Genomic DNA, 23,205 nt, shown 5'->3' with positions numbered 1-23,205 from the left:
AAAAGCCTGAAATTAAATTTCAGGCTTTTTTTATTATAATTGAAATTGGTTTTTATTTTACTGTAGCAAGCAAAGTATCTAAAGCGACCTTAGATTGCTCTCCAGAAATCATGTTTTTTAGTGTATAAACCGAATTACTCATCTCCTCCTCACCTACTAACACCACAAAAGGAATGTTACGTTTGTTAGCGTAGTTCATTTGTTTTTTCATTTTAGCATTATCAGGATACAGCTCTACATTCACACCACTCTCACGCAATTTCTTTATTGCTTGTAAGCTAAATAGCGCTTCTTTATCACCAAAATTAATAAATAAAACTTCGGTGCTTTTTGTAATGGTTTCTGGGAATAAATTTAATTCTTCTAAAACCAAGTAAATACGGTCTAAGCCAAAACTAATACCAACACCACTTACATTTGGCATGCCAAAAATGCCTGTTAAATCATCGTAGCGTCCGCCTCCACCAATGGAGCCCATATTTACATCTTCTGGTGCAGAGACTTCAAAAATAGCACCTGTGTAATAGTTTAAACCACGAGCCAAAGTAACATCTAATTGTAAGTTGGCAGATTGTAAACCTAACGTATTAATAGCCTTGTTTATAAACTCTAATTCTTCTATACCTTTTTTTCCTGCTTCGGAAGTATTTAGAATACCTTTTAAACCTTCTATTTGAGCTTCGAATGTACCAGACAAAGAAAACAAAGGTTGCAATTTGTCGATGCCACTTTGCGGAATGTCTTTACTTAACATTTCTGCTTTAACCTTCTCCTCTCCTATTTTATCTAATTTATCTAAAGCTACAGTAAAATCGATAAGCTTATCGCTGGCTCCAATTACTTCTGCAATTCCAGATAATATTTTACGGTTGTTTATTTTAATAGTTGTACCTGTTAAACCTAAGGCCGTAAATACATTGTCATACAATTGTATAAACTCTACTTCCTGCCATAAACTTGTGCTACCAACAACATCTGCATCGCATTGATAAAATTCTCTAAAACGTCCTTTTTGTGGTCTGTCTGCACGCCAAACCGGTTGCATTTGGTAGCGCTTGAACGGGAATTCTATGTCGTTTTGGTGTTGCACTACGTAGCGTGCGAATGGTACAGTGAGGTCGTAGCGTAGGGCTTTTTCTGAGATTAAATTAGCGTTTTTTGAATTTAGAAATTCTTGTTTATTAATAAAAGTATTATAAATATTTTGATATTTATCTCTGAAAAAATTTATTGACTCGGTAATTTCAAATATATCTTGAGGGTTTTTATCTTCTCTAAAAAATTTCAAAATAGAATCTTCATTATCTGTAAAAAAGTAATATAAAATTTCTTTTTCATTCTCATTCAGCTCCTCATAAATATTAAGGGCTTTATTTATTGTATCAGAATATCCAAAATCATCTGTTCTGTGTGAACAAATAAATTTTAGCATATTTAAAATTTCAAAAAAAGTAAAACTGAATTTTCCAGAGTTTACGATATTTCTTCTTACATCCTTAAAATAATCACCACTATTCAAAATCTTAAAAATCAAGCGATCACCTTCATCACCATATTTTCCCATTAGCGTATCGCTATTCTCAAAACTTGGTGTTTCTATAGGTTGAAAGCCAAAGGTTTCAAATTGCAATTTTATTGTACTAAAAATATAGTTGCGTTTTGCAACTTGTTCTGGATTAAAATCTCTGGTGCCTTTTGGTATGCTTGGTTTTTGTGCCATAGTATTTCCTGCGAAAGCAGGAATCTTTTTAATGATTATTTTAATTTTAAATGCACTTCGACTACGCTCAGTGTGACATCACGTTTTAAAAGTGTCTTCCTGCTTTCGCAGGAATGACAAAAATAGTAGTTTTAATTTTAAATTATTGCTTCTCGATACAATTCCTCTTACTTCAGAATCACTCGAAGTGACAACCTGATTCTGTCATTACTATCTTTATCATTATAAAAAAATAGCTTGCACTGAGCGTAGTCGAAGTACGGCAACTTTTCAAGCATTCTCAAATTAATATTTGAGATCTAATTAATGAGATTGCCACGTCACTCCTAGCGTCGTTTCTCGCAATGACAGAACGTTTTAATTTATAAGCTTAAACAAATAATTATACAATTCGCCTTTTGTTATATTCGAGCCTTGTTGAATAAGTGTAAACTTATCTAAATTTTTATCGGCTGTATACTCTTTTTTGGCTTGTACAAATTCTACATTGTCATGCATTAAATTATTACGTAACCAGTTAAAACCTTCGGTTGTGGTTAAATCTACTGGTTCTTCTTTTACAGCGATACCAATTAAATGCATGTGGTCTTCGTTTAAAGCAAATAAGTGAATATTGTTTGGCGAAATATGCTCTAAATATTTTGCTTGGTTTAAAACACCTTCCCAAACCAAGTCGCTAAACACATCTAATTCCTGCTCGGCAACTTCGGGTTTGTTTGTTTTAATATCTTGCCACTCTTCGCCTGTAATGGATTGGCTTGCTAAGAAATTAATGAATTCCTGGTGTAATTCTTCAAATTGTTCTTTGGTGAGTCTTGAGTACTTCATCGAAAAAAATAGTTTTCATTTCCATGAAAATGGAAATCTTTTTATTTAACTAAAACCTGTAGGGTTTTTAAAACCCTGCAGGTTGTGCTTTACTTTTTAATATTTAATGCTTTTGCTACTGCAAAAGGCCTGTCGGTGGCAAAAACATCTATTCCTTTATCTTGCCAAACGCTGTAAGGAACATCGCCTTTGGCTTCTGCTTGTTTGTCTAAGTTTCCTAAAGTGCCTAAAATGGTTTTTATGCCGTGAGATTGTACTGTTTTATAAAAATTGTTAGGCGATAAGCGTGTTCCCGTAAAGGCTATCATGTTTTCGGTTGGAATATCAGATTTTAAAAGCCAATCTAATTCCTTTTCATTTCTTGCAGAAACAGAGAGTAAAAACTCTGGTGCCCAATTGTAGGCTTTTTGCGCCTGTTGCAAGTCGTAGGTTATAATAATACATACGTCTTCTGCTTTTTCTTTTCTAATTACATCTATAACAGCTTCTATTGCAACGCTACGTTTAATATCGACTGTTAAAACGACATTATTGGTTTTTGCCCAGTTTAAAACCTTGGCAAATAATGGAATCTTAAACGTGGTTTCGTTTCCAAAATCGTCTTCTAAATTAAAAGCCTTGAGTTCGTTATAAGTATAATTTATTACATTTCCTGTTCCTGTTGTGGTACGCTCCAAAGTATTATCATGTAATAATACAAGCTGATTATCTTTAGTTTTAGCGACATCAATCTCAAAAATGGCAGGAATACTATCGTGAACGTATTTTAAAGTTTCTAAACAGTTTTCCGGATAGTTTTTAATGCTTTTCCCGCCTCGATGCACACTAATAATTGGTGTTGCGTTGGGTTTGTATTTAAAAATTTCAATTAGTACCGACTTTTTAACAGGTCGTGTTTTGGCGTCGGTTGAAGTCTGTATGGTTGCAACCTCCTGCTTGCAAGACACAAAAAATACAACTAATAGAATATAATATAAGTGCTTCATGTTTAGTATTTCTGTAGCTACCTCACCAACAGGCAGGCAAGCGAAATTATTGTAATTAAAAAAAACCGTTTAGAGTAGCTCTAAACGGTTTTTAAATTGTGTGAATTGAATGTTAAGCTTTTGCTACAACTTCAAAATCGATATCTGCAGTTGCTTCTCTATGTAAACGTATAGTAGCATTGTACTGTCCTAAACGCTTGATGTTTCCACCTGTAATAGAGATGAACTTTTTGTCTACTGTGTGTCCTTCTTTCTCGAAAGCCTCTACTAAATCTAATTTAGTAACAGATCCAAATAATTTATCTCCAGCTGAAGCTCCTTCTGTAGCTTTAGCAGCAATTTTAATATCTAATTGTTTTAAAGCTTCGATTGTTTCGTTCGCTTCTTCAATTAATTTCTTGTCTTTAAAGGCACGTTGCTTCAAGTTTTCGGCTAATACTTTCTTTGCAGAAGATGTAGCTAATACAGCGTGACCTGTAGGAATTAAAAAGTTTCTACCATAACCGTTCTTAACCGTTACAACATCGTCTTTAAATCCTAAATTTTCAACGTCTTGTTTTAATATAAGTTCCATTGTTATGATAATTTTATTTTAATAAATCTGTTACGTAAGGTAATAACGCTAAGTGACGCGCTCTTTTTACTGCTACAGATACTTTTCTTTGGTACTTTAAAGAAGTTCCTGTTAAACGTCTTGGCAAAATTTTACCTTGTTCGTTTACAAATCCTAATAACCAATCTGCATCTTTATAATCTACATATTTGATTCCAGATTTCTTGAAACGACAATATTTTTTTTGCTTGTTCGTGTCAATATTTAAAGGCGTTAGATATCTAATTTCACCTTCTTTCTTTCCTTTTGCTTGTTGTTCTATAGATGCCATAATTACGCTTTTTTGTTTAATTTAGCTCTTCTTCTCTCTGCCCACGAAATCGCGTGCTTGTCTAAAGTAACTGTTAAGTAACGCATAAAACGCTCATCACGTCTAAACTCTACTTCTAAAGGGTTAATGTGTTCACCATCTACAGTGTACTCGAATAAGTGGTAAAAACCACTCTTTTTGTTTTGAATTGGATACGCTAATTTTTTTAGTCCCCAATCTTCTTTGGCTACCATCTTTGCTCCTCTAGAGGTAAGAAATTCTTCATACTTCTCTACTGTTTCCTTTATCTGAGTTTCAGATAAAACGGGATTTAAGATGAAAACAGTTTCATAATGATTCATAAAAATCTATTTATTTGTGTTAAAAATGAGTGCAAAAATAACTCTTTTTATTAAATCTCACAATTCTTTTTTTATTTAATTAGACCAAGTTTAATTGGCTTTTTAAAATCTAAACGAAATGTTAAAATTTACATTTTAGCGACGTTTTTTGGTTTTAATCCGAATTTTTTGTAACATTGTCGATAATTAAACCCAAATATACAAACGCTATGACTCTAAATTGTGTAGTAGTTGATGATTCGGCAATACAAAGGCTTTCAATAGTAAAGCTTATTGAGAATAACAACTCTTTAAATCTCATTGCTGAATACAGCAGTGCTTTAGAAACAAAAAATGGCTTAAATACACACAAGGTGGATCTTATCTTTTTAGATATTGAAATGCCTGTACTTAATGGTTTCGAACTATTAGATGTATTAAACAACAAGCCACAAATTATTTTTGTTACTGGTAAAACAGAATACGCATTTAAAGCCTTTAATTACGACGCGACAGATTACCTACAAAAACCTATTACTCGCGAACGCTTTAACCAAGCGGTAGATAAAGCTTTAGAACAGCACAAACTTAAATTAGACTTTAACGAAACTGAAGGTGAACACATTTTTGTGAAAAGCAACCTTAAAAAACGCAAAGTTTATATTAAGGACATTAAGTGGATTGAAGCCCTTGGTGATTACGTAAAATTAGTAACCGAAGACACTTCGCTTGTAGTACTTTCTACAATGAAAGCTTTTGAAGGCGAATTACCAGAAGGTAAATTTTTAAGAATTCATAAATCGTACATTGTGAATCTCGATAAAGTAGACCGATTTAACAGTAAAAATGTTGAAGTTGGTTCTTACGAAATTCCTTTAAGTAGAAATAAAAAGACTTTACTTGTTGATGCTTTAAATAATATTTAAACATAAACAATCTTAATAAACTAACCAATCCTGCTCTTTCGAGTGGGATTTTTTTCCTATTATTGTCATTGCGAGCTTTTTTTATCTGAAAAAAAAGTATGGCAATCTCTTGAATGAAAACTCAATCTAAACAACAACAGATTACCATACCTTACAAGTTCTGGTCTGCTGAAAGGCAGGATTGCAACAACAAAAAATATCAATAATTATCCACATTCAAAATAACACGAACACCTTTAAAAGCGCCAACTGCCTCGAAACTGGAATTAATTTTCTTGATCGCTTCTTTTGTTCTTCCTAAAGATTGTGCTTGCGGTATTTTAATTAAGATATTTTTTAAATATTGATTTCTTACTCTTGATACAGGCGGAAATTCTGGACCTAAAACATTAGCTTTAAATACTTGACGTAGCGATTTTGCAAACCAGTCGCTTGCGGTCTCTACCTTATTGTAATCTCTATGTTTTAACGTTACTTTAATCAACCTAAAATATGGAGGATATTTAAAGTCACGACGTTCTTGCAGTTGCTCGTTGAACATGTCCACATAATTATTAGTTGAGACTTGTTGTAAAATTTTATGATACGGATTATAGGTTTGTATCAAAACTTTTCCACGTTTTTTGGTTCTACCAGCACGACCCGAAACTTGCAACATAAGCTGAAAACTGCGCTCGTGTGCTCTAAAATCTGGGAAATTTAACAAGTTATCGGCATTCATAATACCTACGAGTTTTACATTTCTAAAATCTAATCCTTTGGTTAACATTTGTGTACCTACCAAAATATCGATTTCCTGCTGCTCTAAAGCGGTTATAATTTTCTCGTAGCCATATTTGCCACGTGTAGTGTCTAAATCCATTCTGGCAACCTTATGCTCGGGAAATAGTGTTTTAACTTCAGTTTCAATTTGCTCAGTACCAAAACCTTTGGTGTCTAAATTAGAAGTCCCACAAGCCATGCATTTTTGCAGCATTGCATTGGTATGGCCGCAATAATGACAACGTAACTGGCTACGGTATTGGTGGTACGTTAAACTAACATCGCAATTTGGGCATTGTGGCGAGTGACCACAGGTATTACATTCCACAATTGGCGAATAACCACGTCTGTTTTGAAACAAAATCACCTGGTGACCTTCCGCTAAGGTTTCATTTATTTCTGCAATCAATCTATCGCTAAAATGACCTTTCATACGTTTCTTTTTGTGCTTTTCGGCAATATCAATCAACTCAATATCTGGCATTTGCACGTTATTATAGCGACGGTTAATTTCTACTAAACCATATTTCCCTTCTTTTGCATTAAAATAACTTTCTAAACTTGGTGTCGCACTACCTAATAATGTTTTAGCTTGATGCAAATGCGCCAAAACTATGGCTGCATCTCTGGCATGATAACGTGGTGCTGGATCGAACTGCTTAAAAGATTGCTCGTGTTCTTCGTCTACAATAATTAATCCCAAATCGTGAAATGGCAAGAAAATAGACGAACGTGCACCTAATATTATTTTCGCTTTCGCGGAATTGCCTAAGACATGGTTATACACCTCAACACGCTCATGCGCTGAGTATTTACTATGAAACACAGAGACTTGTTCTCCAAAATAATTTTGTAATCGGGTTACCAATTGCGTCGTTAACGCAATTTCTGGTAATAAGTACAATACTTGTTTGCCATTAGCAATAATTGCTTCAATGAGTTTTACATAAACCTCGGTTTTTCCTGAAGACGTAACACCATGCAACAACGTCACGTTTTGCGTTTTGAAAGTTGTTTTTATTTGTTTTAATGCTTCGGTTTGGTATTCGTTTAACGCTTTTGTGTCCTCATTTTCGTCGCCATCGTATTGCACACGATCGGTTTGAATGTGGTATTCTTCTAAAACACCTTTATCAATTAATGCTTTTATAATTGCTGATGAGCTTCCACTCTCCTCCACCAAATCTTTAACTTTTACCGGCTTTTTTGTTTTAGCCGAAATTGAAAATAAAGTCATAACCACCTGACGTTGCTTTTCGGCTCTACTTAACTCCTCTAAAAGCTTATGCAAGCCAACCTCGCTTGTGTATTCTGGCTGTAACTTAACATACCTTACGTATTTAGGTATGTATTTTTCATAAATTTCTTCTTGTAATAAAATGACTTCTTTATCGATAAGTCTTTTAATTACCGGAAGCACATTTTTTTTGTCGAGAATATTAGAAATCTCATGGATTTTTAAAGTTGATTGATGGTGTAAGGCTTCAAAAATCAAAAACTCATCATCCTTTAAATCGGTATCTTTTATTTCCTTTTTTAAATTTCTGCTTATTAGCGTTTCACTTTCAAGAATAAAAGCATTTGGTAATGCTGCTCGCATAACTTCGCCAACGGTACACATGTAATATTTTGCAATCCACTGCCAAAATTCCAGCTGTTTTTGAGTAACAATAGGTGTTTCGTCTAAAATCTGATGGATTTCCTTAGCTTCATAAATGAGTGGTGCATTTGTGTGAATAGCACCTACTAAACCTGTATGTATTTTGGTTTTGCCAAAAGGCACAGATACGCGCATACCAACTTGCAAAAATTCAGATTCAGCTTTTGTGATGCTGTAGGTGAACATTTTTTCAAGAGGAATTGCTAATATAACGTCTATGAAATGGCTCAATTGGTTTTTAAATTACTGGATTTTTGGATTGGTAAAGTTGCAATAACCTTAATAATGACTGCTCTTTGTTTACTGATAATTGTTTACTAACATTTGGTCACTTTTTAACACGTTCCCAATATTGTGTTTGGTAGAAAAAACCTACATAACCGCGTACTTGAAGTAAATCTGGATTATCCTCATCTAAGGCTAATCTTAATTTATAAACTTTGCCGTTTTCTGGATTCACCACTGTTCCTTTTTTATAATACTCACCATCCTTTTGCAAATTTTTAATTATTTCTAATCCTAAAATTGGTTTATTATAATCTGCACCATCACAGTAAATGCAGGGCAAATCTCTTTTACTATCATCGAAAATTTCTACTATCTTACCATAGACTTTCCCGTCGCGTTTAAAAATTTCTACCACAGATTTTTTTTCTTTGGTGTTGTCATCTACTGTGGTCCATTCTCCAAAGACATCTTGTGCGTTGCCTAAAAAGGATGCTAAAAGGACTAAAGCTAATAAGGATTTTTTCATTTTTTATGTTGTTTTCTTAAACGCATTAAAGCCATGTTTAATTCGAAGCCAAGTAGTAAAATATTGGCGTTTAACCATAGATAAAATAATAATATTAATAGCGCTCCAATAGAACCGTATAGTTCGTTGTAACGTGCAAAATTTTCAATATAAACACCAAACAGGTAGGATGTTAACATGATAAGTACCGTTGTAAATAAGGCACCAACCGAAAAGAATCGAGCATATCTCCCTTCTTTTGTACCTAAGTAATATAATGTTGCAGTAGCAAAGAATGTAACGATTACAAAGAAAGCATATTGTGCAATATTTGCCCACAAGCCTGCTTTTCGTCTTGCATCATAACCGTATTCCTCGAAAAATTCCAAGGTATTATCTACAATATAAATTTGAAAGTAACCCAAAACTGCAACGGTTATAATTAGTAAAAGCGATAAAATTAAGGCAACTCCCATAGCAAAAAAGTATTGCTTAAAAACATTTCTTGTTGATTGCTGATGAAAGGAGCTTTCAAAACCTGCAAAAAGGGCGTTTACGCCATTAGTCATTAAAAAAATAGCAACAATTAAAACGGTAGATAATAAACCGCTATTGCTGTTTTTGCCTTTTAATGCATTAAAGATATTGTCTGAAAAAAAATCGGAAGTTGTTGGTGGTAAAACAGATTCTAAAAACGCTAAAAAGTCGTTCTCGAAACCATCTATAGGAATAGAGGGAATAATTATTATAATAAATAATAAAAATGGAAATAACGCGGTAAAAAAACTATAGGCAATGGCGCTTGCTCTTGTTGTTAGCGCGCCTTTTGCAATACCAATAATGTATAATTCCATTAAATCGTAAAGCGATAAACCTTCTAATCCTGGTAGTTTTATATTACTTAATAATTTTACTAAACTATTAAGCACAGGAATTTTAAGCAATTTTTCTTTTAGCTCTTTTTTCTTAAATTGCTCTTCAACAACTATTTCTTCTATTATTTCTTTATCGATATTTTCTGGCATTAAACCTATGGGTTAATCGACTGCCTTTAAACTTAAATCTAAATTATAAACGGAGTGTGTTAATGCTCCAGACGAAATATAGTCTACTCCGCAAAGTGCGTAATCTCTAATTGTTTTTTCGTTAATTCCACCAGAACTTTCGGTGAGGCATTTATTGTTAATAAGCTTGACAGCTTTCTTGGTATCTTCGTAATTAAAGTTATCTATTAATATTCTATATACACCATCGCTTTCAAGAATTTCTTCAATTTCTTTTAAATCTCTTGCTTCAACAATAATTTTTAAGTCGCGATTAGTATCTTTTAAATATTGTTTTGTTTTCTCAATGGCTTTGGTTATGCCTCCAGCAAAATCGATGTGATTGTCTTTTAACATAATCATGTCGTACAATGCAAATCTGTGGTTTTCTCCACCACCAATTTTTACAGCCCACTTTTCTAAGGCACGAATGCCTGGTGTTGTTTTACGTGTGTCTAAAATTTTGGTTCCAGTACCTTCTAATAAGTCTACAAACAGTTTGGTTTTAGTCGCAATCGCACTCATACGTTGCATGGCATTAAGTACCAATCTTTCGGCTTTTAAAATGGATTGCGATGCTCCTTCCACATAAAACACAATGTCTCCATAGCTTACTTTGCTTCCATCTTCAATTAATGTTTCAATTTTTAAATTAGGATCTACGTAAGCGAATACCTGTTTTGCAAATTCCACGCCTGCAATTACACCATTATCTTTAACTAAAAGTTTTGCTTTGCCTTGAGCTGTTGCTGGAATGCACGATAATGAACTGTGATCACCATCACCAACATCCTCACGAATGGCATTGGCTATTATTAATTCTATTTCTTTATTGAATTGTTCCTGAGAAATCATTTATAAAAATTGTTTTAGCTAAAATAATGATTGCAAATCAAAAAAATGAAATTTTCAATTTGCAAATTGCAAAAAGTTTTACCTTTACGGCATGACCATTAAACTCATTGCCATTGGTAAAACAGATAATAAGCAACTTCAAGCTTTAATAGACGATTATAAAAAGCGTTTAGGATTTTACATTAAATTTGATTTTGAAATTATACCTGATATTAAAAAGGCTAAGCATTTAAGCGAAGCGCAACAAAAACAAAAAGAAGGCGAACTTATTTTAAATAAGTTAAACGCTACAGATGTTTTAATTTTATTGGATGAAAACGGCAAACAGCATGATAGCGTCGGGTTTTCAAACTATTTACAAAAACACATGAATTCTGGCATAAAACAACTGGTATTTGTTATTGGTGGTCCTTATGGTTTTAGCGAAGAAGTATATACTAAAGCCAAAGGTAAAATTTCGCTCTCTAAAATGACGTTTTCTCACCAAATGGTGCGTTTATTCGTTATTGAACAATTGTACAGAGGGTTTACTATTTTGAGGAATGAACCTTATCATCATCGATGATTAATCGCAATCTATTTTTAATTTTAGAACTTTTTTAAAAGGAGATATTTTCTCTAGTGTTATTTCCCAATCTTGATGATCAACATTATGCCTTTTTATAAACTTATACTTAATTACTCCACCAAAATTAACGTTACTTCTTTCCCATTGTTCTCTATCAAAAAAATTATTAAAATGTACTGTATTAAAATCGCTATTTTCTTCAATTACAATATATCTTTTTAAATTTAGCTTTTTGTTTTTTTTGTTTTTTCTCTCCAACTTATTTTTGTTAATTGCAGAATAAATAACTCCTAAATTGCTATTAATAACAGTATCTTTTATCTTTAGATAATTGTATTTATACTTCCAATCTTTCATTCTTATTTCTGTAACCAAATTATCTCTAATAATCTTGTTATATCCACATTTAAAATCTAAAGTATCTTCTTTTAACAGATCTGTTGATAATAAGATTCCTTTAGCATAGTACTTACTAAAATCTTTAAAAAAAATTCCTAAAGAATCTTTTCCTGAAGGGTATAATACTAATTGATAAGAATTATCTTTAGAATTTACTAATTTAAAATGCTTGCAATCGTTAGTATAACATTCTCCACCTTTCTCGCTATATTCCAAGAAATAATCAAACTCATAAACTTTCTCTTTTTTATTTTCCTGCGAAAAACTAAAAACCGAAAAAAGCACAATCAAGAGACTAACTATTTGTTTCATTAAAACTATTTTTGTTACCAAGCTAAATTACATTAATTACACCAAAGTATGCAACTCATATTCGCCACCAACAACCTCAACAAATTAAAAGAAGTACAATCTTTAATTCCGTCACATATAATACTATTGAGTTTACAAGATATTGGCTGTTTTGAAGATGTACCAGAAACCCAAAACACCATTGAAGGTAATGCCATACAAAAAGCAGAATACGTTAAACAACATTATGGTTACGATTGTTTTGCAGACGACACAGGTTTAGAGGTAGAAAGTTTAAATAACGAACCTGGTGTTTATAGTGCGCGTTATGCAGGTGAGCAGCGTAATGCAAACGATAACATGGATTTACTTTTAAAAAATTTAAATGATAAACCAAATCGAAACGCCCAATTTAAAACCGTTATCGCTTTAATTTTAAACAATAAAACTGAAACCTTTACTGGTATATGTAAAGGTGAAATCACTCCCGATAAAAAAGGAGATAAAGGGTTTGGTTACGACCCAATTTTTATGCCAAATGGCTATACTGAAACCTTTGCCCAAATAGACTTAACTCTTAAAAATAAGATTGGCCATCGTGGGAAAGCGGTTTCGCAATTGGTAAACTATTTAAACACGTTATAATTAGTTAATAATTAAACCTAAGCCATGGTTAGACAAAAATATTTCTATGAAAATTATCTAATATTTTATGTAACAAATCTGTTCTGTTATTATATATTTTCACGTGAGTATTAGGTATAAATTCTAAATTGGTATCGTTTACATATGCAATTATTTTAACTGTATTATGACTTTCAATTTTTAAATTTCTAAACAATTGTAAGTTGGACTCCTCAATATCTTTATGGTAGGCTTTAACGATAATTATGTCGTAATAATCTATATTATCGTTCACTTTAATTGCTTCTGCCTCGTGGTTAATAGTATCAATTGTACCGCCTGCAAAATCAATCATTTCAGTTAGTAAATCGTCATTAACATCTAAATCATTAAAATTAACGCTCTCTTTTACCCAAAGCACTGGAAATTTATTTATTGAAGAATCTTCTTCTGTACTAAAACAGCTTCGTATTAACGAAATACGCAGCATAATGTTTCTAATATCTGGTATTAATTTTTTATTTAAGTTTTGTTTAATATGGTTTATTTTTTCTTGAATGGCAATGGTTCTATTATATACCTCATTAGAAACTTCTAATACTTTTACTTCTTGAATTTCATTATTAGGCACATAATTAATAACATTTTTTGTGTTAGCATCCGCCCAATATTTGTTGACATTTTTAGGTAATTGAATAGCGTCAACCAAATCATCTATCTCTTGCTGTTTAATGATTTTTCTTTCTTCAAGTTGCGTCTCTGCTTGATAGAGTCTATTGTTAAAGTCTGAAACATAGACATCGTTAAATAATTTATCCTTAACTATTTCTATGGATTTTGAGTTTCGGCTATTGTAATAATTTTTATAATTAAAACTTTTTACAAAGCTTGAAGCTGTTTGTGCTCCAACCATAAATAAGGCTTTCATATCCTCTGGATTCATTTGGAAATCTAACCAGTTAAAATTACTTGTATCTATGTAGGCTATAGATTCGTTACTTACAGAAGGATTTTTGTTTATAGATTCGAAATCGCGTACTATTCTTGCATTATCGAAACATTGGCCTAACAAACCAAGTATTGTATTATTTTCTTTAGTTTTATCTCTGTCAATACCTAACTTAACGCCAATGGTGGTTGTATGCGTTTTTAGTTCGTTGTATTGCTTTACATAGGGTACACCTTTACTTCTGGCTTCATTTTTTTCTCGTAATTCTTTCTCTCTTTCCCATTTGGATTCTAACTCATCGAAAACATCTATAGGAAAATTAGACATAATGCCACCATCTACTAAAGACACCTCTTTAGGTAAACTACCTTTAAATCTGCACCATTCAAACCATTTTTTTCTAATAGCATCGTAGGCGTTATCTCCAGGATTCATCCAATCTAATTTTAGCCGTACAGGCTCAAAAAGTAAAGGTACCGACATAGACGCTCTAACCAATTGTGATGGATTAACCTTATTTACATCTTGAAAGTAATGATCTGCCATTTCGGGAAAAATTACTTTAGTCTGCGTAGTTAACTCTGCTGTAATTAATGCCAGAATACATTGTTTCTTTATAGTATCTTCTGGTAATGCAGGTAAACCAATTCCTTTCTTTTTAAGCATAGCTATAGACTCTCCATAACGAATTGTATAAATCGATTTGGTTAGTCTTTTCATATTCTTATCTAGTTCTCCTAATGTTAAGGCGACTATCTTTATTTCATTTTCTTTTTCTAAACACTTTAAAACCTCTACCATTAAATCTGTACATTCAAAACGAGACAGTTCTTTTTCACCACTACTCCATAAATTATTAAGGCATTTATTTAATGTTTTACTCTTTTCATCCTTTTTATACACCTGTAGGCTACAACAGTAATCATGCGCTTTAAATACATGAAAATTATTGGTTAACATATTTAACGTTTCTTCAAAACCTGACTTGGTCCAGTTTTTTGTGTAAATGCCGTTATATGCCAGTTCTAAGCCATCGCATAATTGTTCCCAATTGAGAATATTATCCAGCCAACTCTCGAAGTTTTTTCCGGGATTCATTCCTTTCTTCTTTTTCAAATCCCAGTAATTCCACAACATAATTGGATTAGCAATAAAATTTAAAAAGCTTTTTTTGTCTTTCGAGGTTATAAACTTTATTAAGGCTTTGGCATCTTTTCCACCATCAATAAAATCCATGAAATCCTTGTTAATTAGGTGCCTTAGAATACGTTCACTTTTTTCTTCGCTAGGACTGCCAATGGCAGACATTAAATAAGAATTAATAGAACCCGCAGAGGTACCTGCCAAACCAAGAAACCGAATACCAACTTTTTCTAATACATAAGTAAATCCTGCTAAAGCAATCCCTAACATACCACCACCTTCTTGAACCAGATTTACATATTGGTTACCGTCTTCGTCCCAAAACTCAGACATAAAAAATGGTTTGCCAGATTCTGCCTGATCAGCTTTCCACTCTCTTAAATCTTCTACTACACTCCATACACTTGAAGTAAACTCTTCTACTTTCATTTTATATAATTTTGATTAACAGCGTGTTAACAATTTACGATATTATTTTTTTTTGAACAATCACTTCGTTAAATTAATTACAATTAATCTTAAATTTAGTTGTACCTTTGCACCTTGAAAAACGCAAGCGCGTTATAATTGACTCCTCAGAGAGAGGATGTGTTACTAGAAGTTTTAGGTTAAGTATGTTCAATGCACTTCTATTCGTAACACCAAATAGATTGACATTGAAATACATAACAAAAGAATGAGCACATTCCAAGAATTAGGTCTTAACGAAGATCTTTTAAAAGGTATCGCAGATTTAGGTTTTGAAACACCATCTGAAGTACAAGAAAAAGCAATCCCAATTTTATTAAACGAAGAAACAGATTTAGTAGCCTTAGCGCAAACTGGAACTGGAAAAACGGCTGCATTTGGTTTCCCAATGCTACAAAAAATTGATATTGACAGTCGCACAACGCAAGGTTTAATATTATCTCCAACACGTGAGTTGTGTTTACAAATTGCAAACGAAATGAAAGCCTACGGTAAATACTGTAAAGGTTTAAACGTTGTAGCTATTTATGGAGGATCGAGCATTACCGATCAGGCACGCGAAGTAAAACGTGGCGCACAGGTTATTGTAGCTACTCCAGGTAGAATGAAAGACATGATTAGCCGTAGATTAGTTGATATTACTAAAATCCAGTATTCGGTTTTAGACGAGGCAGACGAGATGCTAAACATGGGCTTTAAAGAAGATATTACAGATATTCTTTCTGGTACGCCTGAAGATAAAAACACCTGGTTATTTTCTGCAACCATGCCAAAAGAAGTGGCAACAATTGCAAGAAAGTTTATGAACAGTCCGCAAGAAATTACGGTTGGACATAAAAACGAAAGTACAGATACAGTATCTCACGAATATTATTTAGTAAATGCTCGCGACCGTTACCAGGCTCTAAAACGTTTGGCAGATGCTAATCCAGATATCTTTTCGGTTATTTTTTGTAGAACAAAACGCGATACACAAAAAGTTGCAGAGCAATTAATAGAAGACGGTTACAGTGCTGGAGCGCTTCATGGTGATTTAAGTCAGAACCAGCGCGATATCGTAATGAAGCAGTTTAGAACACGCCAAATACAAATGCTTGTGGCAACAGATGTTGCTGCTCGTGGTATTGATGTTGACGATATTACACACGTAATAAATTACCAATTAAGTGATGAAATAGAAACGTACACACACCGAAGCGGACGAACAGGTCGTGCCGGAAAAACAGGTGTATCTATGGTTATTGTTTCTAAAAGTGAAATACGCAGATTAAAAAGCATCGAGCGTATTATTAATAAAAAATTCGAGAAAAAGGAAATACCTAACGGTATGGAAATTTGCGAAGTGCAATTAATGTCTTTAGCGAATAAAATACATAGCACAGAAATTAACCATGAAATTGATAAGTATTTAGAAGACATAAATGCCTTGTTTGAAGATACCAGTAAGGATGAATTGATCAAGAAATTTTTCTCTGTAGAATTTACAAGATTCTTTAACTACTACCAAAAAGCAAAAGATTTAAATATCTCTGCTGGCGATCCTAATCGCGATGGTGGTCGTGATGGCGGTCGTGTATCCAGCGGCAATGCAACCCGTTATTTCATTAACGTTGGTGAGAAAGATGGCTTTAACTGGATGACTTTAAAAGACTTTTTAAAAGAACAATTAGGGTTAGGAAAAGATGATTTATTTAAGGTAGACACTAAAGAAACGTTTTCTTTTTTCAATACCGAAAAAGAACACGAAGCGAAAGTATTAGCACATTTTTCTGAGTTTAAACACGAAGGACGTTTTGTAAACGTTGAAGTGACAGAAGATAAGCCAAATCGTGGTGGTCGTGGTCGCGGAAAATCTGGAGGCGGAAGACGTCGTGATGGCGGAAGCGGTGGTGATAGAAGACGTGCAGGCGGAAGAAGCGAAGAGAGACGTGGCAGACGCAGCGAAGGAGCAGACAGAGGTGACAGAAGACGTGGAAATGACGATAAACCAAAAACACGTTCTCGAAGAGGTGATGGTGGCGAAAGAGATAAAAGTGAGTTTAAAACAACACATACTCGACCAAGACGTTCAAGGAGATAATTAAACCTTTTTGTTAATATTAAGTCAAATACTAAAGCATAGAAGTACTAAATAAAATTTGTTTAGTACTTTTATCGCTTAGAGCATTAATAATGAAGCAACTTTTAATCCTGTTTTTTTTTATTTTTAGTACCTATTCTGTCGTTGCACAGGAAAAGGAAGGTAACAGCACAACTACAAAGGATAAAGTTGAAGGTGTAATAATAGACTCTCAAACCAGTGAACCTATTGAGAGTGTTAACATTGTAAACCTTAACCAAGTTATTGGAACTTCTACCAATAGTAAAGGAGAATTTAAACTTAGAGCCAAAGTAGACGACACGCTGCATTTAACTTACATTGGTTATAAATCGATTAAAGTTAGGGTAACAAATGATTGGCTAAAATTTGGCAGCTCTAAAATTACTTTAACCGAATTAGCATTAGCCTTAGAAGAAGTTGTGGTAAACGATTTACAACTTACAGGCTACTTAGAAATCGACATTAAACAAGTGGCTTTAAATACTAATTATCGCTACAGTATTTCTGGCTTATCGTCTGGCTACGAAGCTGGAAATAATAAATCTTCCAGTAAAATAAGTAAAGTACTGGGCTCTATTTTTAATCCCTTAGATTTTCTTTATAATACGTTTAGCCGTAAAGGTGAAGAGCTAAAAAAGCTAAAACAAATGAAAAAAGACGATGAGATTAGAAACCTCTTAGCGTCTCGTTTCGATAGGGAAACGCTCATGGTTTTACTTCAAATTAGTAAAGTGGATTTAGATGAAATTGTATCGCAGTGCAACTATTCTAAAGACTTTATTAATAGTGCTAACGATTTACAAATGTTAGACGCCATTAGCCAATGTTACGAAGAATATAAGGTGTTAAGTCGCGATAAAAAGAAAAGATAAATAACTTTAGTTATAAGATTCTTTGTGAAAATGTGTTTCGCCTTTGTTTTTTTGTGTCTCAATTAAATTCCATATCTTCTTTTCTTCTCTAATATAATGGAGCTAATTATTTCCTTTTATTTGCATAAAAACGTTCAATAATCTCATGATAACTTTTAATGGTTTTTTTACACCAATCCAAGCGTTTTTCAAGCTTTTCAGTTTTTGTTAAATGCCAATCTATGTTTGTTTTTTTCAACTTTGTAGTAACGTGTTGAAGAATTATAGCCGCAGAAACCGAAATATTTAAACTTTCTGTAAAGCCAACCATTGGTATTTTTAGAAAAACATCCGCTTCATTTAAAACTTCTTCCGATAATCCTTCGGTTTCCCTTCCAAAGAAAAAACAAGATTTTTTAGTCACGTCAAAATCATACAACTCGCCATCGTCTGTATGTGGTGTTGTAGCCACTATTTGGTAACCCTCTTTCTTCAATTCATTTATGCAATCCTTTACAGAATGGTATCTATTTAAATCTACCCATTTCTGCGCTCCCATTGCAATTTCTCTATCTATACGCTTGGAGTTAGTTTCCTCTACAATATTCACTTCCTGTATTCCAAACACATCACAACTACGAATTACCGCACTTGTATTGTGCAATTGGTAAACATCCTCTGTTGCCACGGTAAAGTGTTTTGTGCGTTGCTCGAGTACCTTACCAAAACGTTCTAACCTGTTTTCGGTAAGATAAGTTTCAAGATGTTCGAGAAGTTTTATATCTATCATAAAGTAAAAATAAAAAACCCGACGCAAATGCATCAGGTTTTATAATCTATATTGTGGTGCTTTTAATTAATCCCTATGTTTCCTTGGGCTATTAAGAGACTTAAATCATTTTCAAAATGTACATTAACATAACCATCAACGGTTAAAACATCATCATAAACAAATGGCGTCCCATCCATTAATTCGCTAATATTCGTATGGCTTGAACCAGTGGTGCCATTCACCGTTTTAAAAGTTAAAATTATTGCTCCAGGAGCACTATCTACACTTCCCGCATGAATGTGAGCTGGTAGCATACCGCTTGCTGGAGTGCCTTCCAAATTAAAAACAGCTAAAGCTTCTCCATTTAATCGCTCTTTAAAGGTAATAGTTCCAAAAGCATTGGTTAAATCGCGCTCTTCTAATGTGTAAGTAACTTGTGTTGTGGTTAATTCATTTTGTCCAATATCTGCGTTGGCAACTGGAGTGTTTAAATTGGTGTCGTTAGATTTAACTTCAACATAACCATCAAAATTAATTAAATCTGCATAAGAGATTGGTGTACCATCATCTAAAGTTGTAAACACAGTTGTACTCGTGCCTGTTTCGCCATTAACGGCATCTAAGGTTAAAGCAATGTCTTCGCCATCGTTGGCAGCATTATCTAAATATAAAAAGGCTGAATGGAAATCGCCAGCACTGGTTCCAGATACATTTAGTTCTATACTGCGTGTAAAATTTGAATTTTCAATAAAACGTACCGTACCAGAAATTCCAGAATTATTTACTGTAGTAAGTGTGTACGTTTTAGATTGGAACACTGTTACTTGATCGGTTTCATTATCGTCTGAATTACAGCTGGTAATAAACACCAACGGAATAATTAATAAGAGTTTATATATTGTTTTCATTTAAATAGGTTTTTTTTATATTAATTGTATAACTAAGTACTAAATTACAGATTAATGTTTAGTTCGCCAACCATAAGAGAAATAATACTAACTTTAGCTTTTAATTTTTTTTTAAATGAAACATATTGTTGTCCTGTCTGGTGCTGGAATGAGTGCCGAAAGTGGTTTAAAAACCTTTCGCGATGCCAATGGCTTATGGGAAGGCCACGACGTCATGTCTGTTGCTTCACCAGAAGGTTTCAAAGCAAATCCAGAATTGGTATTCAATTTCTATAACCAAAGAAGAAAACAATTATTAGAAGTAAAACCTAATGCGGCTCATTTTGATTTAGCGAAATTAGAAGCCAATTTTAAAGTGACAATTATTACTCAAAATGTAGACGATTTACACGAACGTGCAGGAAGTAGTAATGTTATTCATTTACATGGCGAATTATTAAAAGTACGCTCCATTAAAGATGAAGCTAATGTAAAACCTTGGACTACCGATTTAAATACTGGCGATTTTGATGAAAACGGACATCAATTACGTCCGCATGTTGTTTGGTTTGGCGAGGCTGTACCTATGATAGAAACTGCTGTGGATGTATGCAATACGGCAGACATTTTGCTAATTATTGGTACCTCTATGCAAGTGTATCCTGCTGCAAGTTTAATGCATTATGTACCAGAAAACACACCAACCTATTTTATAGATCCCAATCCAGCGGTTAGTAGTAGTAAAAATTTAACCGTTATTGCGGAGACAGCAACAAAAGGCATGCAACAATTTATAAATTTGTTATAATTAATGAAAAACACTTTCCTCCTATTTTTTGTGTGTTTAACTGCTACTTGTTTTAGCCAGGAAACCGAAGTAAACGATTCTACTTACATAACCTCTTTTAAGCATAAAATAATGCTAAAAGCCAATTTAGATACACAAACCGAATCGTATTCCATTCAAAATAACACTACAGATAATTTTAGTCTTACTGCCAATAATAATTTCAAATTTGCTTTATCTGCTAATTATGAATTTATAGGACTAAAAGTTGCTTTTTCTCCAAGAGATAAGGATTTGCCTTATAAAACGGCATTTCAAGATTATGCAGTACGCTTATTTTTTAACCAATGGATACAGACGTTTCAATACAGACGCGTTCGTGGTTTTTATAGAGATGGAGAAATATTAGAAGGTGAACAGGAGCAATTTCCCGACTTTAAAACCATTAGCTGGAATGGTGCTACGTCTTACGTTATGAATCCTAATTTCTCACTTAAACACGTGTTGTTTAATACCGAATGGCAACGTAAAAGTGCTGGAAGTTTTATTCCAACGGTTCGTTATGGTTACCAACGTATTTCGGATCGTGTAGAAGGCATAAAAGAAGCACAAAACATTTATAGCATTGCGCTTGCTGCAGATTACTATTATACTTGGGTTATTGAAGATAATTGGTTTGTTACTCCTGCTATTTCGCCTGCTATTGGCGTTCGGTTTACCGATTATGCTTTAGGTGATAACAGCGAACAAAGTACCTTGTTTACAACTTCGGTAAATTTAGGCTTGTACTTTGGCTATACCTCTGAGAACATGGTTGCTGGCGCTAATTTTAATTTCGACTCTAAAGCTACAAATGCCAAAACAAAAACGAATATAATAAGCGATAGAAGTTATGCTAAAATCTATTTTGGATACCGTTTTAATCCGCCTGCTGGTTTAAAAAAGCAAGTAGAATGGGTGAAGGATAAAATAAAAAAATAATTAGAAGTTTGGTAAAATGTAATTTAAGCACTTAAATCCATTTCTTTTATGCTTTTAATTCTGTTTCTTTCTAAAAACGCATCAATCGTTTCAAAATGTTCTATTACACGTTGGTCTTTAAATTCGAATACTTTTTGAGATAAACCTTGTAGAAAATCACGATCGTGAGAGACTAAAATAAGTGTCCCATCGAAAGCCAGTAATGCTTCTTTTAAAACATCTTTAGATTTTAAATCCAAGTGATTGGTGGGCTCATCTAAAATAAGCAAATTTACAGGCTCTAATAAAAGTTTAACCATTGCCAATCTGGTTTTTTCTCCACCAGATAACACACTTACTTTTTTGTCTATATCGTCGCCTTTAAACATAAAACGACCAAGAATGTTTTTTATTTGCGTTCTTACATCGCCTTTAGCAACAGCATCTACAGTTTCGAAAATGGTTAAATCTTTATCTAATAAAGCTGCTTGATTTTGGGCAAAATAACCAACCTTAACATTATGCCCTAAACTGCATTTACCTTCTACTTCTATTTCGCCTAAAATAGATTTTATCATTGTAGATTTTCCTTCGCCATTTCTACCAACAAAACTTACCTTTTCGCCTCTTGCAATAGAGAAACTCGCATTTTTAAAAACCGTATTTGTGCCATAACTTTTAGATAAATTTTCTACAATTACAGGGTAATCTCCAGAACGTTGCGCTGGCGGAAAACTTAATTTTAAAGCAGAATTATCGACTTCATCAATTTCAATGATTTCTAATTTTTCCAGCATACGTTCTCGGGAAGACACTTGGTTTGTTTTAGAAAACGTGCCTTTAAAACGCTCGATAAATGCCATATTATCTGCAATAAATTTTTGCTGTTCCTGGTAGGCTTTTATCTGGTGTGCACGTCTATCTTCACGTAGCTGCAAATAATGCGAATAATTAGCTTTATAATCGTAAATACGACCCATAGTAACTTCTATTGTTCTATTGGTAATATTATCGATAAATGCACGATCATGCGAAATCACCATAACAGCATTGGCTTTATTTACCAGAAAATCTTCTAACCATATAACCGATTCTATATCGATGTGGTTGGTAGGCTCATCTAATAATATTAAATCTGGCTTCTGTAATAGTATTTTAGCTAATTCTATACGCATTCGCCAGCCGCCAGAAAAGGTGTTGGTTAATCGCGTAAAGTCGTTTGGTTTAAAGCCTAAACCTTTAAGCGCTTTTTCTACTTCGGCATCGTAATTTATATCTTCTAATGCATAATATTGCTCGCCTAATTCACTTACCTTTTCTATAATAGCCATGTACTCATCACTTTCATAATCTGTACGTGTTTCTAATTGTGTGTTTAAGGCTTCCATTTCGTTTTTCATTTTAAATATATGAGCGAACGCCTTAGAAGCTTCTTCGAAAACGGTACAATTATCTTCGGTTAGTAAATGTTGTGGTAAATAGGCAATTACAGTCTCTTTAGGATAATTTACTTTACCTCTTGTAGCGTTTTGTGCGCCAGCAATAATTTTCATCATGGTCGATTTTCCTGCACCATTTTTCCCCATTAATGCAATCTTATCGTTAGGGTTAATAACAAAGTTAACATCGCTAAACAAAGTGGTTCCGCTAAATTCTACTGCTAAATTATCTACTGTAATCATCTGTTG

The 23,205-nt window shown here is 33.4% G+C and carries 22 protein-coding genes; 7 read left to right on the top strand and 15 right to left on the bottom strand.

The window, feature by feature from the left end; genetic code table 11:
* Positions 1–52: 52 nt before the first annotated feature.
* From hisS to rpsF, 6 genes are all read right to left on the bottom strand, one after another.
* Complete coding sequence (gene hisS / locus ACVC43_RS04870; RefSeq protein WP_452223450.1) at positions 53–1,720, bottom strand: histidine--tRNA ligase; 1,668 nt, start codon at positions 1,718–1,720, stop codon at positions 53–55.
* 357 nt (positions 1,721–2,077) lie between these two features.
* On the bottom strand, positions 2,078–2,548 hold the full coding sequence (locus ACVC43_RS04865; protein WP_452223449.1) for a DUF6495 family protein: 471 nt from the start codon (positions 2,546–2,548) through the stop codon (positions 2,078–2,080).
* Positions 2,549–2,637: 89 nt separating this feature from the next.
* Positions 2,638–3,534, bottom strand: coding sequence for a glycerophosphodiester phosphodiesterase family protein (locus ACVC43_RS04860; protein WP_452223448.1), 897 nt, complete (start codon positions 3,532–3,534; stop codon positions 2,638–2,640).
* A 112-nt stretch (positions 3,535–3,646) separates the two neighbouring features.
* Positions 3,647–4,108, bottom strand: a complete 462-nt coding sequence (rplI, locus tag ACVC43_RS04855; protein ID WP_452223447.1) for a 50S ribosomal protein L9 — start codon at positions 4,106–4,108, stop codon at positions 3,647–3,649.
* Positions 4,109–4,121: 13 nt separating this feature from the next.
* A complete protein-coding gene (gene rpsR, locus ACVC43_RS04850) occupies positions 4,122–4,418 on the bottom strand; it encodes a 30S ribosomal protein S18 (protein ID WP_076732725.1) in 297 nt (98 codons plus the stop codon).
* A gap of 2 nt (positions 4,419–4,420) precedes the next feature.
* Complete coding sequence (rpsF, locus tag ACVC43_RS04845) at positions 4,421–4,759, bottom strand: 30S ribosomal protein S6 (protein WP_452223446.1); 339 nt, start codon at positions 4,757–4,759, stop codon at positions 4,421–4,423.
* A gap of 209 nt (positions 4,760–4,968) precedes the next feature.
* Here rpsF and ACVC43_RS04840 point away from each other — a divergent pair, with 209 nt between their 5' ends.
* Entirely contained in the window at positions 4,969–5,664 is a 696-nt protein-coding gene (locus ACVC43_RS04840; protein ID WP_452223445.1) for a LytR/AlgR family response regulator transcription factor, read from the top strand.
* A 199-nt stretch (positions 5,665–5,863) separates the two neighbouring features.
* On the opposite strand, the gene priA is transcribed toward ACVC43_RS04840, so the two are convergent.
* The 4 genes from priA to nadC form a co-directional block, all read right to left on the bottom strand.
* On the bottom strand, positions 5,864–8,317 hold the full coding sequence (gene priA, locus ACVC43_RS04835; protein ID WP_452223444.1) for a replication restart helicase PriA: 2,454 nt from the start codon (positions 8,315–8,317) through the stop codon (positions 5,864–5,866).
* Between the two features lie 97 nt (positions 8,318–8,414).
* Entirely contained in the window at positions 8,415–8,840 is a 426-nt protein-coding gene (locus tag ACVC43_RS04830) for a DUF2147 domain-containing protein (protein ID WP_452223443.1), read from the bottom strand.
* Positions 8,837–9,844: a YihY/virulence factor BrkB family protein gene (locus ACVC43_RS04825; RefSeq protein WP_452223442.1), complete on the bottom strand. Its 1,008-nt coding sequence runs from the start codon at positions 9,842–9,844 to the stop codon at positions 8,837–8,839. Before ACVC43_RS04825 ends, ACVC43_RS04830 begins: the two co-directional genes overlap by 4 nt.
* A 12-nt stretch (positions 9,845–9,856) precedes the next feature.
* Entirely contained in the window at positions 9,857–10,717 is an 861-nt protein-coding gene (gene nadC / locus ACVC43_RS04820; RefSeq protein WP_452223441.1) for a carboxylating nicotinate-nucleotide diphosphorylase, read from the bottom strand.
* 91 nt (positions 10,718–10,808) lie between these two features.
* On the opposite strand from nadC, the gene rlmH reads away from it, so the two are divergent.
* Complete coding sequence (rlmH, locus tag ACVC43_RS04815) at positions 10,809–11,282, top strand: 23S rRNA (pseudouridine(1915)-N(3))-methyltransferase RlmH (protein ID WP_452223440.1); 474 nt, start codon at positions 10,809–10,811, stop codon at positions 11,280–11,282.
* Here the strand turns inward: rlmH and ACVC43_RS04810 are convergent, their stop codons facing one another.
* Entirely contained in the window at positions 11,283–11,996 is a 714-nt protein-coding gene (locus ACVC43_RS04810) for a hypothetical protein (RefSeq protein ID WP_452223439.1), read from the bottom strand.
* Positions 11,997–12,044: 48 nt separating this feature from the next.
* Between ACVC43_RS04810 and ACVC43_RS04805 the strand changes: the two genes are divergently transcribed.
* Positions 12,045–12,620 (top strand): non-canonical purine NTP diphosphatase, encoded by a 576-nt coding sequence (locus tag ACVC43_RS04805; RefSeq protein WP_452223438.1) that lies wholly within the window; start codon positions 12,045–12,047, stop codon positions 12,618–12,620.
* Positions 12,621–12,648: 28 nt separating this feature from the next.
* On the opposite strand, the gene ACVC43_RS04800 is transcribed toward ACVC43_RS04805, so the two are convergent.
* On the bottom strand, positions 12,649–15,120 hold the full coding sequence (locus ACVC43_RS04800; RefSeq protein WP_452223437.1) for a patatin-like phospholipase family protein: 2,472 nt from the start codon (positions 15,118–15,120) through the stop codon (positions 12,649–12,651).
* 247 nt (positions 15,121–15,367) lie between these two features.
* Between ACVC43_RS04800 and ACVC43_RS04795 the strand changes: the two genes are divergently transcribed.
* Together ACVC43_RS04795 and ACVC43_RS04790 are read left to right on the top strand one after the other, a co-directional pair.
* Positions 15,368–17,239, top strand: a complete 1,872-nt coding sequence (locus ACVC43_RS04795) for a DEAD/DEAH box helicase (RefSeq protein ID WP_452223436.1) — start codon at positions 15,368–15,370, stop codon at positions 17,237–17,239.
* A 92-nt stretch (positions 17,240–17,331) separates the two neighbouring features.
* Positions 17,332–18,132, top strand: a complete 801-nt coding sequence (locus ACVC43_RS04790) for a carboxypeptidase-like regulatory domain-containing protein (protein ID WP_452223435.1) — start codon at positions 17,332–17,334, stop codon at positions 18,130–18,132.
* Positions 18,133–18,238: 106 nt separating this feature from the next.
* Here the strand turns inward: ACVC43_RS04790 and ACVC43_RS04785 are convergent, their stop codons facing one another.
* Together ACVC43_RS04785 and ACVC43_RS04780 are read right to left on the bottom strand one after the other, a co-directional pair.
* Entirely contained in the window at positions 18,239–18,901 is a 663-nt protein-coding gene (locus ACVC43_RS04785; RefSeq protein WP_452223434.1) for a TrmH family RNA methyltransferase, read from the bottom strand.
* Between the two features lie 62 nt (positions 18,902–18,963).
* Positions 18,964–19,791: a CHRD domain-containing protein gene (locus ACVC43_RS04780; RefSeq protein WP_452223433.1), complete on the bottom strand. Its 828-nt coding sequence runs from the start codon at positions 19,789–19,791 to the stop codon at positions 18,964–18,966.
* 115 nt (positions 19,792–19,906) lie between these two features.
* Between ACVC43_RS04780 and ACVC43_RS04775 the strand changes: the two genes are divergently transcribed.
* Together ACVC43_RS04775 and ACVC43_RS04770 are read left to right on the top strand one after the other, a co-directional pair.
* The gene (locus ACVC43_RS04775) at positions 19,907–20,578 is read left to right on the top strand and encodes an SIR2 family NAD-dependent protein deacylase (RefSeq protein WP_452223432.1); all 672 of its coding nucleotides are present in this window, start codon (positions 19,907–19,909) and stop codon (positions 20,576–20,578) included.
* Positions 20,579–20,581: 3 nt separating this feature from the next.
* Positions 20,582–21,538 (top strand): DUF4421 family protein, encoded by a 957-nt coding sequence (locus ACVC43_RS04770; protein ID WP_452223431.1) that lies wholly within the window; start codon positions 20,582–20,584, stop codon positions 21,536–21,538.
* Between the two features lie 23 nt (positions 21,539–21,561).
* Here ACVC43_RS04770 and ACVC43_RS04765 read toward each other — a convergent pair whose 3' ends face one another.
* Positions 21,562–23,199 (bottom strand): ABC-F family ATP-binding cassette domain-containing protein, encoded by a 1,638-nt coding sequence (locus ACVC43_RS04765; protein ID WP_452223430.1) that lies wholly within the window; start codon positions 23,197–23,199, stop codon positions 21,562–21,564.
* Between the last annotated feature and the right edge of the window lie 6 nt (positions 23,200–23,205).

It is taken from the genome of Lacinutrix chionoecetis, from assembly GCF_053604665.1.
Note: the sequence above shows the minus strand (reverse complement) of the source record. Positions and strands in the feature narration are given on the sequence as shown.

What these genes read in the sequence shown, in the direction of transcription:
- hisS (WP_452223450.1), bottom strand. Translation starts at nt 1,720, where the DNA reads ATGGCACAAAAACCAAGCATACCAAAAGGCACCAGAGATTTTAATCCA.
- ACVC43_RS04865 (WP_452223449.1), bottom strand. Translation starts at nt 2,548, where the DNA reads ATGAAGTACTCAAGACTCACCAAAGAACAATTTGAAGAATTACACCAG.
- ACVC43_RS04860 (WP_452223448.1), bottom strand. Translation starts at nt 3,534, where the DNA reads ATGAAGCACTTATATTATATTCTATTAGTTGTATTTTTTGTGTCTTGC.
- rplI (WP_452223447.1), bottom strand. Translation starts at nt 4,108, where the DNA reads ATGGAACTTATATTAAAACAAGACGTTGAAAATTTAGGATTTAAAGAC.
- rpsR (WP_076732725.1), bottom strand. Translation starts at nt 4,418, where the DNA reads ATGGCATCTATAGAACAACAAGCAAAAGGAAAGAAAGAAGGTGAAATT.
- rpsF (WP_452223446.1), bottom strand. Translation starts at nt 4,759, where the DNA reads ATGAATCATTATGAAACTGTTTTCATCTTAAATCCCGTTTTATCTGAA.
- ACVC43_RS04840 (WP_452223445.1), top strand. Translation starts at nt 4,969, where the DNA reads ATGACTCTAAATTGTGTAGTAGTTGATGATTCGGCAATACAAAGGCTT.
- ACVC43_RS04830 (WP_452223443.1), bottom strand. Translation starts at nt 8,840, where the DNA reads ATGAAAAAATCCTTATTAGCTTTAGTCCTTTTAGCATCCTTTTTAGGC.
- ACVC43_RS04825 (WP_452223442.1), bottom strand. Translation starts at nt 9,844, where the DNA reads ATGCCAGAAAATATCGATAAAGAAATAATAGAAGAAATAGTTGTTGAA.
- nadC (WP_452223441.1), bottom strand. Translation starts at nt 10,717, where the DNA reads ATGATTTCTCAGGAACAATTCAATAAAGAAATAGAATTAATAATAGCC.
- rlmH (WP_452223440.1), top strand. Translation starts at nt 10,809, where the DNA reads ATGACCATTAAACTCATTGCCATTGGTAAAACAGATAATAAGCAACTT.
- ACVC43_RS04810 (WP_452223439.1), bottom strand. Translation starts at nt 11,996, where the DNA reads ATGAAACAAATAGTTAGTCTCTTGATTGTGCTTTTTTCGGTTTTTAGT.
- ACVC43_RS04805 (WP_452223438.1), top strand. Translation starts at nt 12,045, where the DNA reads ATGCAACTCATATTCGCCACCAACAACCTCAACAAATTAAAAGAAGTA.
- ACVC43_RS04800 (WP_452223437.1), bottom strand. Translation starts at nt 15,120, where the DNA reads ATGAAAGTAGAAGAGTTTACTTCAAGTGTATGGAGTGTAGTAGAAGAT.
- ACVC43_RS04795 (WP_452223436.1), top strand. Translation starts at nt 15,368, where the DNA reads ATGAGCACATTCCAAGAATTAGGTCTTAACGAAGATCTTTTAAAAGGT.
- ACVC43_RS04790 (WP_452223435.1), top strand. Translation starts at nt 17,332, where the DNA reads ATGAAGCAACTTTTAATCCTGTTTTTTTTTATTTTTAGTACCTATTCT.
- ACVC43_RS04785 (WP_452223434.1), bottom strand. Translation starts at nt 18,901, where the DNA reads ATGATAGATATAAAACTTCTCGAACATCTTGAAACTTATCTTACCGAA.
- ACVC43_RS04780 (WP_452223433.1), bottom strand. Translation starts at nt 19,791, where the DNA reads ATGAAAACAATATATAAACTCTTATTAATTATTCCGTTGGTGTTTATT.
- ACVC43_RS04775 (WP_452223432.1), top strand. Translation starts at nt 19,907, where the DNA reads ATGAAACATATTGTTGTCCTGTCTGGTGCTGGAATGAGTGCCGAAAGT.
- ACVC43_RS04770 (WP_452223431.1), top strand. Translation starts at nt 20,582, where the DNA reads ATGAAAAACACTTTCCTCCTATTTTTTGTGTGTTTAACTGCTACTTGT.
- ACVC43_RS04765 (WP_452223430.1), bottom strand. Translation starts at nt 23,199, where the DNA reads ATGATTACAGTAGATAATTTAGCAGTAGAATTTAGCGGAACCACTTTG.